Source organism: Paenibacillus apii, from assembly GCF_011043685.1.
Classification (GTDB): Bacteria; Bacillota; Bacilli; order Paenibacillales; family Paenibacillaceae; genus Paenibacillus_AQ; species Paenibacillus_AQ sabinae.
This window is the reverse complement of the sequence record NZ_JAAKGU010000002.1, coordinates 12,293-24,913: the sequence shown is the minus strand read 5'-3', so window position 1 is coordinate 24,913 and position 12,621 is coordinate 12,293. Positions and strand designations below refer to the sequence as shown.

The 12,621-nt window shown below is 49.3% G+C and carries 13 protein-coding genes; 1 reads left to right on the top strand and 12 read right to left on the bottom strand.

Annotated features, from left to right (window positions below):
- Positions 1-92 precede the first annotated feature (92 nt).
- On the top strand, positions 93-698 hold the full coding sequence (gene yyaC / locus G5B47_RS05960) for a spore protease YyaC (protein WP_165095611.1): 606 nt from the start codon (positions 93-95) through the stop codon (positions 696-698).
- Here yyaC and G5B47_RS05955 read toward each other — a convergent pair.
- From G5B47_RS05955 to rpmH, 12 genes are all read right to left on the bottom strand, one after another.
- A complete protein-coding gene (locus G5B47_RS05955) occupies positions 673-1,173 on the bottom strand; it encodes a DUF4446 family protein (RefSeq protein WP_165095609.1) in 501 nt (166 codons plus the stop codon). The two genes, yyaC and G5B47_RS05955, sit on opposite strands and share 26 nt — an antisense overlap.
- Positions 1,174-1,203: 30 nt before the next feature.
- Positions 1,204-2,358 (bottom strand): aminotransferase class V-fold PLP-dependent enzyme, encoded by a 1,155-nt coding sequence (locus G5B47_RS05950; RefSeq protein ID WP_165095606.1) that lies wholly within the window; start codon positions 2,356-2,358, stop codon positions 1,204-1,206.
- 100 nt (positions 2,359-2,458) lie between these two features.
- Positions 2,459-3,301, bottom strand: coding sequence for a ParB/RepB/Spo0J family partition protein (locus tag G5B47_RS05945; protein ID WP_165095603.1), 843 nt, complete (start codon positions 3,299-3,301; stop codon positions 2,459-2,461).
- Entirely contained in the window at positions 3,294-4,055 is a 762-nt protein-coding gene (locus tag G5B47_RS05940) for a ParA family protein (RefSeq protein ID WP_025337159.1), read from the bottom strand. The genes G5B47_RS05945 and G5B47_RS05940 overlap by 8 nt, the downstream gene beginning before the upstream one ends.
- Positions 4,056-4,204: 149 nt before the next feature.
- The gene (noc, locus tag G5B47_RS05935; RefSeq protein ID WP_165095600.1) at positions 4,205-5,020 is read right to left on the bottom strand and encodes a nucleoid occlusion protein; all 816 of its coding nucleotides are present in this window, start codon (positions 5,018-5,020) and stop codon (positions 4,205-4,207) included.
- A 533-nt stretch (positions 5,021-5,553) separates the two neighbouring features.
- Positions 5,554-6,273, bottom strand: a complete 720-nt coding sequence (gene rsmG, locus G5B47_RS05930; RefSeq protein WP_165095597.1) for a 16S rRNA (guanine(527)-N(7))-methyltransferase RsmG — start codon at positions 6,271-6,273, stop codon at positions 5,554-5,556.
- Between the two features lie 6 nt (positions 6,274-6,279).
- A complete protein-coding gene (gene mnmG / locus G5B47_RS05925) occupies positions 6,280-8,166 on the bottom strand; it encodes a tRNA uridine-5-carboxymethylaminomethyl(34) synthesis enzyme MnmG (protein WP_165095594.1) in 1,887 nt (628 codons plus the stop codon).
- Positions 8,167-8,213: 47 nt separating this feature from the next.
- Positions 8,214-9,590, bottom strand: coding sequence for a tRNA uridine-5-carboxymethylaminomethyl(34) synthesis GTPase MnmE (gene mnmE / locus G5B47_RS05920; protein ID WP_165095591.1), 1,377 nt, complete (start codon positions 9,588-9,590; stop codon positions 8,214-8,216).
- Between the two features lie 97 nt (positions 9,591-9,687).
- On the bottom strand, positions 9,688-10,425 hold the full coding sequence (gene jag / locus G5B47_RS05915; RefSeq protein ID WP_165095588.1) for an RNA-binding cell elongation regulator Jag/EloR: 738 nt from the start codon (positions 10,423-10,425) through the stop codon (positions 9,688-9,690).
- A complete protein-coding gene (locus G5B47_RS05910; protein ID WP_165095585.1) occupies positions 10,422-11,267 on the bottom strand; it encodes a YidC/Oxa1 family membrane protein insertase in 846 nt (281 codons plus the stop codon). The genes jag and G5B47_RS05910 overlap by 4 nt, the downstream gene beginning before the upstream one ends.
- Positions 11,268-11,353: 86 nt before the next feature.
- Entirely contained in the window at positions 11,354-11,704 is a 351-nt protein-coding gene (gene rnpA / locus G5B47_RS05905) for a ribonuclease P protein component (protein WP_025337167.1), read from the bottom strand.
- A gap of 373 nt (positions 11,705-12,077) precedes the next feature.
- Positions 12,078-12,212, bottom strand: coding sequence for a 50S ribosomal protein L34 (gene rpmH, locus G5B47_RS05900; RefSeq protein ID WP_165095582.1), 135 nt, complete (start codon positions 12,210-12,212; stop codon positions 12,078-12,080).
- Positions 12,213-12,621 lie beyond the last annotated feature (409 nt).

Below are 12,621 nucleotides of genomic sequence, written 5' to 3'. Positions count from 1 at the left end.
AGGTCTTATCTCTTCTTCCTGAAGTATAAAACGGTCTCTCTATCCATATACTAATTAACATCAAATAGAAACGTCGGGGAAAGGAAGATTATATGTATTATTCCTCTAATCCAGTGCCATTGCAAGAGATGTCTTGTTTAAAAATATCACATGCTGACCCTGAAATCTATTCTGCGATCATCCATCGTCTGTTATTCCACTTTTCCCGCGTGCGTCCAGGATCTCAGATTGTGGTTGTCTGTATTGGCACTGACCGTTCGACTGGCGACGCCTTAGGCCCCCTCGTTGGCACCGCTCTGTCGCGATATCACAGCCCGCTGTTCACCTTGTATGGAACACTTGACAACCCGGTACATGCGGTTAATCTGGAGGAGACACTCGGCCTTATCCGGGAGCAGCATCAGGAGCCCTATGTCATAGGCATAGATGCCTGTCTCGGACATTCAACAAGCGTCGGCTCTATCCAGGTCGTTGAAGGCCCTTTGCGCCCCGGAGCGGGCGTAAACAAACAATTGCCGCCGGTAGGCGATATCCATTTGACGGGCATCGTTAACGTCGGCGGCTTTATGGAATATTTCGTTCTGCAGAACACACGGCTCAGCCTGGTCATGCGGTTATCCGAGATTATCGCTTCCAGTCTCTTTTCCGCTCTGAAGCAGTGGCATACCCATTCTAGGTCCGCTGCAGCGCTTGAGTAGTAACTTCCTTCTCTTCTGGGGACAGCGGGTACTGCGACTCTCCCTCTTTTAATGGCTTAGCATAGATATAAGAGTTGTCCCGGCTGTGCAGGCTGGTGATAACTATGCCGTTTCCGCGTTCATCAACAGCAGCCATTGAGAAGCTGAGGTCATTCCCCCGCTCTCCAAAGGCGTTATACCGTTTCAGGGCTACTCGCCCCTGCAAACCTTTCACTTTGAGCTGCAGTGCTTCCAGTCCGGTCTTTTGCGCCTGTTGAACCTCTTCCAGCATTTCGTTCTGATTTTTCAAATCAATCAGCAGGCTTTCCAAATCGTCGATTCCGGTTCCCGACATCATGGCATCATATTTACGCCGCATGGACCGTAATTTACTGCCTTGAACAAGAACGATAATGAGTATGATCAACAGCAAAATGGCTAACCCCGGTATCAGCCACTGCAGCTGATCGCTTATAAATTGATTCATTTCTGACATCGATAAGACCGTCCTTTTTCTTTATCTGCTTCACCGCTTGCCGTAAAGCTCCCTCATGGCATGCAGCATCATACCGACATCCTCTTCGGTCGTATCCACACCTACACTCGCCCGCACCGCGCCGCTCTCAATCGTGCCAGCGGATTTATGCGCCAGCGGCGTGCAGTGCATCCCGGCTCTTACCGCAATGCCGTATTCCCGGTCCAGACGGTGGGCGATTTGCGCCGATTCTTCCCCCTCAATAACAAAAGACAGAAGTCCTGTGCGAGGAGCGCCTATAGACGGGCCCAAAAATCTTATGCCGGGAATGCTCTCCATCCCCTCCATTAAGGTTTGGATCAGGCCCCATTCATGCGACCGTATATATTCCGTACCCAGCGACTTCACTTTTTGAACGCCGGCAAGCAATCCCGCGATCCCTACTGTATTTTGCGTTCCCGCTTCATATTTGTCCGGTCTTACATTTGGCTGCTCGCTATACTCCGACTGACTGCCCGTTCCCCCATGCATTAGCGGCTCCAAGTCCAGATCAGGCGAAATATACAACCCTCCTGTTCCCTGCGGCCCAAGCAGGCCTTTATGCCCGGGAAAGGCAAGAAGATCGATATTCATCTGTTTTACATCAATATCCACCGAGCCGGCACTTTGGGCGGCATCAACCAGGAACACAGCTCCATGTCTCTTGGCAATCCCCCCGATCTCGCCAATGGGCAGTATGCTTCCGAGCAGATTGGAGCTATGGCTACAAATGACCATTTGGGTGTTGCTCTTGAATGTCTGCTCCAGTTCCCGCAGATCCAGCTGCCCTTCCGCGTCCACTTTCAAATAATCAACTTCAATGCCTTTTGTTCTCCGCAGATACTCTAAAGGGCGCCGAACCGAATTATGTTCCGTCATGGTAGAGATGACATGATCCCCTTCGCGAAGCGTCCCTTGAATGGCCATATTAAGTGACATGGTTGTATTATGTGTAAACGCGATATCCTGAGCATTGGCGACCGCGAACAGTTCTGCCAGCGCCGCCCGTGCACGGATTAACATTCTCCCTGTACCGATTGCCATAGAGTGATTCCCTCTTCCGGCATTGGCTCCCGCATGCTGCAGTGCATCCATCATCGCTTGCACAACTTCATGCGGCTTTGGCCACGAGGTCGCCGCATGATCCAAATAGACAAGCTCCTTCAATTTCAAGCCCCCTTTTTCATAGCATCCGCTTTTTCGTGCAAAAAACATATCCATTGTTATCCTTTTCGGATAGACCAGGATATGTTTTCCATGTGCTTGATTAATTTCCGAGCAGTTCTAGGAGGCGTTCCAAATCCTGAGCACTGTAATAGTTCAACTCAATCTTCCCTTTATCTTTCCCCTGTTTAATCTTAACGGTTGTTTTGAATCGTTCCCGCAAAGTTTCTTCCACACTATCAATGTAGGGATCGCGTTTAACCGTTTTAGCTTTGGCTGCCCCCGCCGGTTTGCGATCCAAATTTTTCACCGCTTCTTCCAGCTCTCTTACACTCCATTGCTGATCGACACATTGCCGTGCCAACTGCTTGATCAACTCCGGCTCCTTCAATCCGACAATCGCCCGCGCATGCCCCATGGAAATTGTTCCACGTGAAACAAAATCCTTCACTTCTTCCGGTAGCGTCAACAACCGCAGGAAATTCGCAATATGAGAGCGTGATTTACCGACCTTTAAAGAAAGCTCTTCTTGTGTAAGTGAGAACTGATCCATCAGGCCCTGATAGGCTACAGCCACTTCCATGGCATTCAAATTTTCGCGCTGCAGATTTTCAATCAATGCAATTTCCATAACCTGCTGGTCGGTAAAGCTGCGAACCACCGCCGGAATCGTTGCTTTGCCGCAGTATTGGGATGCGCGGAATCGGCGTTCACCGGCAATAATTTCATATCCTTTAACGACACTGCGTACAATGATCGGCTGAATCACACCATGCTGACGAATGGATTCGGCCAATTCCTGAATGCTCTCTTCATTAAAATCTTTACGCGGCTGGTAAGGATTGGCACGCAGCTGAGAAAGAGGGATTTCGACTACTTTATCGTCTTCGTTAATGGACAAGGAAGGGATTAAGGCATCCAATCCTTTTCCCAAACGCTTACTCATAAGAAACCACTTCCTTTGCCAACTCGGTATACACTTCCGCTCCCTTGGAACGCGGATCGTAAGTAATAATGGATTGTCCATGAGATGGGGCTTCACTCAGTCTAATGTTGCGAGGGATAATCGTCCGATACACTTTTTCCTGAAAATATTTTTTAACTTCTTCAATGACCTGAATGCCCAGATTGGTCCGCGCATCCAGCATTGTCAGAAGGACGCCTTCAATTCTTAAATGAGGATTCAAGTTTTTCTGAACCAGTCTAACGGTATTCAACAGCTGACTCAAGCCTTCAAGCGCATAATACTCGCATTGAATCGGAATGATAACCGAATCCGCCGCTGTCAGTGAATTGATGGTAAGAATACCCAAAGATGGCGGGCAATCAATAATAATGTAATCATATTGCTGTTTCACCAGTCCGAGCGCCTTCTTTAGCCGCAGCTCTCTGGAAATGGTGGATACCAATTCAATTTCCGCACCTGCCAATTGAATCGTTGCCGGGATAATATGCAGACCGTCGATCTTCGTCTCCAGGATGGCTTCATGCGGGGCAATTTCGTCAATCAAAATGTTATAAATGCAGTTTTCCACATCTGCTTTGTTTATGCCAACACCGCTTGTGGTGTTTCCCTGTGGGTCAATGTCAACAAGCAGTACCCTTTTGCCCAAAGTAGCCAAACCGGCACCCAGGTTTACAGAAGTCGTTGTTTTACCGACACCGCCTTTTTGATTTGCTATGGCAATAATTTTGGACACTTATTTCACCTCGAATAGTTGGGAAGAATCTTGTAGTCGTTCTAAGATGAGGAGCTGATGCGGCTCTACTCATGCTTGTGACAACTTACGGGATTAGCCGCAGAAAAGGCGGCCAATCACCTCAGGGCCGCCTTCAGCTTTGCAACACTTTATTTTTTTGGAATTTGAATCAAAATCTCATAATGGTCGCCGCGGTCATTCTCGGAGGTCTTAATTTCCATACCGGAGCCGGTAACCATTTCTATGGATTGGCGAATCGTATTCAGAGCCAACCGTACATCCTTCGTATAAGAAATACGTTTCGCTTTCTTGATCTTGGATGCTTCCTTATAAAAAGCGATGCGCGCTTCGGTCTGCTTGACGTTCAATCCCTTGGAAATAATCTCTCCAAGAACCTTAAGCTGCATTTCTTCGCTATCGAGCGACAATAGGGATCGCGCATGCCTTTCCGTGATTTTTCGTTCCATCAAAGCCGCTTTAACCTCTTCCGGCAGCTGAAGAAGCCGGATTTTGTTGGCAATGGTGGATTGGCTTTTACCGAGACGCTGCGCGAGACTCTCCTGGGTCAACTGGTGCAAATCGATCAGCTTCTGATATGCGATCGCTTCTTCGATGGAAGTGAGTCCTTCGCGCTGTAAATTTTCGATGAGTGCAATCGAGGCTGCCTGCGAGTTGTTGAAATCCCGGATGATTGCCGGAATACTCTCCATCCCCAATTTCTTAACCGCCCGCCAGCGACGTTCCCCCGCTATGATCTCATATTGAGAATCCTTCATGCGGACGACAATCGGTTGAATAACTCCATGGGTCTTAATCGTCTGGCATAGCTCATCGATCTTCTCATCATCAAAAATCGTTCGCGGCTGATAAGGACTGCTGATTATATCTTTGACCGGGATTTGTTTAATCTCTTCTCCGCTGCTTCGTTCGGTAAATCCAAACAGTCTGGTGAATTGTTCTTTCATTCCGTTCATTACCACCTAATTTCGTTATAGTACGATCCTAGACCAATTCCCGGAAAAACAATCGTACAAGCTATTCCTAATGTATGCGGTACAGGCACAGCCCAGCTCTATGTCGGCGAAACGATCCTCTTGCCGGTCCCGTTTATTCGGGATTCCCAAAAGGCCAGTCGGTCCTGCGTCATATGCTGCAAGAATGAAAAAACATTTGATCGTGCCTATACGGCGCTTGGGGCACCGCAATGTTACTATATTATTCTATCACTTTTCCGTCCATAATCCTATTCTTCGTATAGACCTATTTTTCCGTTTTTACGGTGAAAACACTTCGTGAGAATATGCAAAACGGCGCTGTTTCAATGTCGGCACAGTAGTGAGTTGACCATCCATAAATCCGCAGCGTTGAATTTTAAATGGACCTGATTTTATCAGACCGACATTGAAATCTATTGAGCCAGAAAAAAACCGCCTTCCCATAGGAAGACGGCTTGGATCAACGCTGACAACGTAGTTTCCAAATGTTTCACGTGAAACATTCAGACAAGGGGTGTTTTGGCAGGTATACCCGCTTTTCGCGGATACTTAGCCGGAGTAGCTCCCGTTTTGCGGATGAAAATAATGTGCCGCGCCGAATCCTCTATCGGCAAACTGAATGGCTCTACTTTTTCAAGTTGGCCTCGCAGCTCTTTCAGACTGAACTTGGCTTCGCTCAGCTCCTCTGCCGGGTCGCTGCCCTTCATTGCGGCAAAAATACCGTCTTTACGGACAAAGGGCAGGCAGAACTCATTGAGTAAAGCCATTCTCGCAACCGCACGCGCTGTCACCAGATCATAGCTGTCCCGGTGGGATGTCTGACGAGCAATATCCTCAGCCCGGCCATGAATCAGCTCGACCCCTTCCAGCTTCAGTTCATCGCAGACATGCTTAAGAAACGAGATTCGTTTGCTCAGTGAATCGACGATCGTCAGCTTTAATTGAGGAAAGGCAATTTTAAGCGGAATGCCCGGAAATCCGGCACCGGATCCAATATCCGCCATCCGCTCAACAGCCTGCATATCCACAAAAAAAGCAAGAGACAGGGAATCATAAAAATGCTTCGTATATACCTGCTCACGCTCGGTAATACCGGTAAGGTTCATTTTTTCATTCCAGCTGACAAGCTCCCGGTAATAGCTTTCGAACTGGTCCAACTGCTGAGAAAGCACAATCCCCCGCTCTTCCAGCCGCCGGACAAATTGTTCTTGAATCGGGTCCATTGATACTTATCCTTTCGCCGCGGTTACCCGGTTATAATGCTCCAAATGCACCAGCAGGATGGAGATATCGGCCGGGGTCACGCCGGAAATCCGAGATGCCTGGCCAATAGAAATCGGACGGATCTTCGCCAGCTTCTGCCGGGCTTCGATGGCCAATCCATGAATATCGCTGTAATCGATATCGTCCGGAAGCTTCTTTTGCTCCATCTTTTGCAGACGCTCCACATGCTGAAGCTGCTTTTCAATATAACCCGCATATTTGATCTGAATCTCGACCTGCTCCTTCATCTCCTCATCAAGCAAATCCTGTGGCGGGGAGATTTGTTCAACAAAGGTATAGTCTACTTCCGGACGGCGCATCAGGATCAGCAGGTTACTCCCGTCTACAATTGGCGCCGACCCTTTTTCCTCCAGGGCAGCATTTACTTCGGACGGTTTAACCTTGGTGTCCTGCAGTCTTTGAATTTCCTGCTCGACCTTCTGTTTCTTATCTACAAACGCCGCATACCGTTCTTCGGAGATCAAGCCGATGTCATAACCGACCGGTGTCAAACGAAGATCGGCATTGTCATGGCGAAGCAGCAGACGATATTCTGCGCGGGAAGTAAGCAGTCGGTACGGCTCATTCGTTCCTTTGGTTACAAGATCGTCAATCAGTACGCCGATATACCCTTGGGAACGGTCCAGAATGACCGGATCTTTGCCTTGCACCTTGCGGGCCGCATTAATACCAGCCATTATACCCTGTCCTGCCGCTTCCTCATAACCGGAAGTACCATTGATCTGTCCAGCCGTAAACAGACCGGGCAGACGTTTCGTTTCCAGGCTCGGCCACAATTGGGTTGGCACCATGGCATCATATTCAATAGCATATCCATTGCGCATCATTTCAACCTTTTCCAGGCCGGGAATGGAGCGCAGAATTGAGAGCTGTACATCTTCAGGCAGGCTCGTAGACAAGCCTTGAACATAGTATTCCGCCGTGTTTTTTCCTTCCGGTTCAAGAAAAATCTGGTGCTTCGGCTTGTCGCTGAAGCGGACCACCTTGTCCTCGATGGACGGGCAATAACGAGGCCCTGTTCCCTCAATAATGCCGGTAAACATCGGCGCCCGATGCAGATTGCTGTTAATGATCGAATGGGTCTCCTCCGATGTATACGTCAGCCAGCAAGGAAGCTGCTCGTTATCGGAAGATTTGGTTTCATAGGAGAAGAATTTTGGATGCTCGTCTCCCGGTTGAATTTCGGTTTTAGAGAAGTCAATCGTATCTTTATGCACACGCGGCGGGGTTCCAGTCTTAAAGCGGACTAATTCAAAGCCAAGCTCACGCAAGTTCTCCGAGAGCTTAACCGACGGCTGCTGATTGTTCGGCCCGCTTTCGTAAGTCGTCTCCCCCATAATTACCTTGCCGCGCAGATAAGTGCCCGTAGTCAAAATAACGGACTTACTCCGATAAATTGTTCCGGTCTTGGTGATTACTCCGGCGCATTCGCCGTTCTCAACGACGAGCCGCTCAACCATTCCCTGCCGCAGCGTCAGATTCGGCGTCTTCTCCATCGTTTCTTTCATTGTGTGCTGGTACAGAAATTTATCGGCTTGGGCGCGCAGGGCGTGAACCGCAGGGCCTTTACCGGTGTTCAGCATGCGGAGCTGAATGAACGTCTTGTCGATATTCCGACCCATTTCACCGCCCAGAGCATCGATTTCACGAACGACATGCCCCTTGGCAGGTCCGCCAATCGACGGGTTGCAGGGCATAAAAGCGATCATATCCAGATTGATCGTCACCATCAAGGTGCTGCAGCCCATTCGGGCCGCGGCGAGGGCGGCTTCACTGCCGGCATGACCCGCGCCGATGACGATCACGTCATAGCTTCCTCCTTCATAACTCATTACATTTCCTCCTTTTATATGAAAACGGCGCTCTATGGCCGCCAATCTTATTTTCCTAAACAGAATTGCGAGAAGATTTGGTCAAGCAGCGAATCGGCCGCCGTATCCCCGACAATTTCGCCCAGCTGCTCCCAGGCAAGCCGAACGTCGATCTGAATCATATCGATCGGTATCAGCTGCTCCGCAGCTTCATAGGCATCCTGAAGCGACTTGTGCGCTTTTTTTAGCAGGGCGATATGGCGAACGTTGCTGACATAGGTCAAATCCCCGGACTCCAGCTTTCCTCCGAAAAAGAGTTCCGAAATGGCTTCCTCCAGCTTGTCGAGGCCCTCCTCTTCCAACACGGACATCGGCACGATAGCGGATTCGTCAAAATATTTCAGCAAAACGTCTTTGTCCAATTTCGGCGGTAAGTCCATTTTATTCATGATACATAAAACTTGTCTACCGTGGATTTGTTCCATTAAAGTTAATTCATCCTCATGCAGAGGTTCACTATTGTTCAGTACAAACAGAATGAGGTCAGCCTCATTGACGGCGGCTTTGGAACGTTCCACCCCAATTTTCTCGACCACATCCATCGTTTCACGGATACCGGCCGTATCCAGCAGTTTAAGCGGTATATTGTTAATCGTAACGAATTCTTCAATCACGTCACGGGTCGTACCCGGAATATCGGTTACAATCGCCTTGTTCTCCCGAGCGAGCGCGTTAAGCAAAGACGATTTCCCCACATTTGGACGGCCGATGATGGCGGTGGTAATCCCTTCCCGCAGAATCTTTCCCTGGGTCGCCGTCTTCAGCAGCCGCTCGATTCCTTCCATCACATCACGGCTCTTGTCTTTAATATATTCAGCCGTCAGCAGCTCCACATCATGCTCCGGATAGTCGATATTGACCTCAATATGCGCGAGCGTCTCCAGCAAGCTTTGGCGAAGCTGCCCGATCCGCTGGGACAAGGACCCGTTAACCTGCTTCAGCGCAACGGAAAAAGCACGGTCGGACTTCGATCGGATAAGGTCGATTACTGCCTCCGCCTGAGATAAATCGATTCGCCCGCCCAGAAAAGCGCGCTTGGTGAACTCCCCCGGTTCCGCAAGCCGGATCTGCTGCTGAAGCAGAATGTCCATTACTCTTCGCACAGAGATGACACCGCCGTGCGTACTGATCTCAACCACATCCTCGGTGGTAAAGGAACGCGGAGCCCTCATGACCGTAACGAGCACCTCTTCCATGATTTCGCCGTTTCCGGGATGTACGATATGGCCGTAATGAACGGTGTGACTCTCCGCTTCCGTCAGCGGAATCCGGCTGCGGAACAAAGCCGCCACCTGTGAAATGCTTTCCGGCCCGCTTACCCGGATAATGGCGATTCCTCCCTCGCCTACCGCCGTCGAAACGGCAGCAATGGTATCGCTGATCATGCTTACCTTCACCTTTCAAATGATGTAATAACCGGCATAGACAAGTTAAAAAAACAATGACCCCTTACTGTGGTCAAGGAGTCATTGCGGCTATATTTCACTGCTTCAATGTAATAACGACACGGCGGTTCGGCTCTTCGCCCTTGCTGTAGGTGTTCACCTGACGATGATCCTGAAGCCGCGAATGGATGATCTTCCGTTCCTGCGGAGACATAGGCTCCAGCACGACTTCCTTGCGGGTACGAACGACTCGGCCCGCCAGCCGATCCGCTAAATCCTCCAGCGTCTTCTTGCGCCGTTCACGGAAATTCTCCGCATCCAGCACGAGACGGATAAAGCTGTCGGAATAGCGGTTGGCAACGATATTGGCCAAATATTGCAAAGCATCGAGAGTTTGTCCTCTTCTGCCGATCAGCAGTCCCAGATCCGGACCGGAGATTTGCAGCGTAGCGGCATCCTTGCCTTGAACGACTTCCACTTCCACATGGAGTCCCATGCTCGCGGCCACATCCACAATAAAACGAATGGCCTCTTGATAAGCTTCCTTAATTGGATCTCCGGAATCCTGGCGGGGCGCGCCCCCGGTCGCCTCTTGTCTCGTCGCTAGTTCAATCTGCTGAGGCAGTGACGGAGCACTCGCCGCTGGCACCGGTGCAGGATCAGTCAGCAAGGTGAGCTCCACCTTCGCATCCTTCACACCGATAAGCCCCAGGAATCCTTTTGATGGCTGCTCAAGCACGGTTACCGTGACCTTGTCCTTTTCGGCTGCCAGCTGGGCAAGTCCGCGCTTCACAGCTTCTTCAATGGTTTTCCCTGTCGCGACGACTTTGTTCATTTGGATTTTTTGGCCTCCTTCAACTTCGATGCCTTACCGCTATTGCCGGAATCGGCGCCGGCGACCGCCGCTTGGGGAGGAGTACCCTTTCCCCGGTACAAGAAATAATTCTGACCGATCGTATACAGGTTGCTGAATACCCAGTACAGCGGTAGTGCGGACGGGAAGTTGTAAGACATAATAAAGATCAAAACCGGATAAACCATCAGCATGAACTGCATCGGGCCCTGCTGCTGCATCGGATTCATCGACGACATCATTTTCGTTTGCAGGTATGTCGTAATCGCGGCGAGCGCCGGCAGGATGAACAAATGGTCGGGCTTTCCGAGCTCCAGCCAAAGGAATGAATGCTCCCGCAGATGGGGATTGTAATAAATCGAGTTGTAAAGAGCGATAAAGATCGGCATTTGCACAATCAGCGGTAAGCAGCCGGCCATTGGATTGACTTTGTTCTCCTGGAACAGCCGCATCGTTTCCTGCTGAACTTTTTGGGGATCGTCCTTATATTTTTTCTGGATTTTCTGAAGCTCGGGCTGAATAGCCTGCATAGCCTTGGAGCTCTTCACCTGCTTCATTGTCAGCGGGAGAATAAGCGTACGGACAACAATCACCATTACAAGGACGGCAAGCGCGTATTCCCCATGAAACCATCTTGCAAACAATTCCAGGGCCTCAGCAAAGTAACGAACAACATTTCTTTCCCAAAAGTTCCCTTGCTCTAAATCCTCAATTGTATGCGTTACCGTGGCTGATTGACCGCACCCCGACAAAACAGCCATCATTAAAACTAATCCAGCGATGAGGAGAAACCATTTTCCTCGTCTAGTCTTCAATAGAGACACTTCATAACCCCTCTCTTAAACATTCCATTGCACCGTAAATCATACCATATTTATGAAGACAAATAAACAAGCCCAGGGCCGTCCGTCTATTTGCGCGAAGCCTTGAGCAGCTTGGCTTTTCGCAGCACATGAAGCACGCTTTTTTCAAGCTCCGCATAGCTCATGTCGAGCGCCCCTTTTCGGACGATGAACACCATGTCCAATCCGCCGGCGATCTCGGCCTCATGATGCCGCACAATCTCCTTCACAAGTCTTCTCATCCGGTTGCGGACGACGGCGTTTCCGATTTTTTTGCTGACCGATACGCCGGCCCGGAACCGCTCAACCTGCTTTCTATTGAACCAATACACCACAAACTGATGGTTCGCAAACGACTTCCCATGCCTGTATACGCGGCTGAAGTCGGCGCGGTTTCGTAAACGCAAGCTTTTATGCACGAAAAATCTCCTTGCTCAAAGTCCAAAATCAGGATCTTCGAAATTTTTCTTCTTATTATTATAGTCACCGGAGGAACTCACTAAACGAGCGGACCAGCAGGCGGGCCGCCGTCTCTCCCCAAAATACGGTCATCCCCTTATTATGCAAGAAGAAACGGCTAATCCATCCTCAAAAAAAGGACGTTACCCGTTTCTCGTGACTAAAGACCAGGAAATAAGCGGTGCTTATTCCTTCCGATATACAAGAAGAAACGGCTGCGCCGTCAAATATTGCGGGAGGGCATCCGTTTCTCGTCGAAATATAAGATCATGGAAGAGCGAAAAGAGGCTTATTTGAAAAAAAAGACCACCGCAGTGGTCTTATTGGCCTGACTTACGCACTCAGAACTTTTCTGCCTTTCAGGCGGCGAGCAGCCAGCACTTTACGGCCGTTTTTCGTGCTCATTCTTGCGCGAAACCCGTGCACCTTCTTGCGCTTGCTTACATTCGGTTTGAACGTCGGTTTCATGTATTGCACCTCCCTTGCAGGAACTTAAATGACTGTCAAAAAACGGCTTGGCCGTTCTTGCTGGGACAGTATCCACAAGATCATCATTTTCATCTATCTGAGAAATTTCCTCGCAGAAAACACCTTTATATATTAAAACATAAAGCGCCCTTAAAAGTCAACTGCAATCCCGCTCCCTTGCTCTCCCTCTCTGAATGTCGATTTATCCACAGCTTGTTTGCCCGATTAAATAATCCACAGCCCTTCAAAGTTATCCACCTGTGCTCAAAGACCGGCGGTAAATTCTTCGCTTAATGGACAATCTGTGTATAAAAAAATAAACAAGTGCCGGAAAATGTCGAACGGTAAACAAATTATCAACAATATGTAGTATTGTGGCTATCAATTATACACAAGTGGTTGAATTTGT

Coding starts and splice junctions, on each gene's coding strand:
- yyaC (WP_165095611.1), top strand. CDS start 93: ATGTATTATTCCTCTAATCCAGTGCCATTGCAAGAGATGTCTTGTTTA.
- G5B47_RS05955 (WP_165095609.1), bottom strand. CDS start 1,173: ATGTCAGAAATGAATCAATTTATAAGCGATCAGCTGCAGTGGCTGATA.
- G5B47_RS05945 (WP_165095603.1), bottom strand. CDS start 3,301: ATGAGTAAGCGTTTGGGAAAAGGATTGGATGCCTTAATCCCTTCCTTG.
- noc (WP_165095600.1), bottom strand. CDS start 5,020: ATGAAAGAACAATTCACCAGACTGTTTGGATTTACCGAACGAAGCAGC.
- rsmG (WP_165095597.1), bottom strand. CDS start 6,273: ATGGACCCGATTCAAGAACAATTTGTCCGGCGGCTGGAAGAGCGGGGG.
- mnmG (WP_165095594.1), bottom strand. CDS start 8,166: ATGAGTTATGAAGGAGGAAGCTATGACGTGATCGTCATCGGCGCGGGT.
- mnmE (WP_165095591.1), bottom strand. CDS start 9,590: ATGATCAGCGATACCATTGCTGCCGTTTCGACGGCGGTAGGCGAGGGA.
- jag (WP_165095588.1), bottom strand. CDS start 10,425: ATGAACAAAGTCGTCGCGACAGGGAAAACCATTGAAGAAGCTGTGAAG.
- rpmH (WP_165095582.1), bottom strand. CDS start 12,212: ATGAAACCGACGTTCAAACCGAATGTAAGCAAGCGCAAGAAGGTGCAC.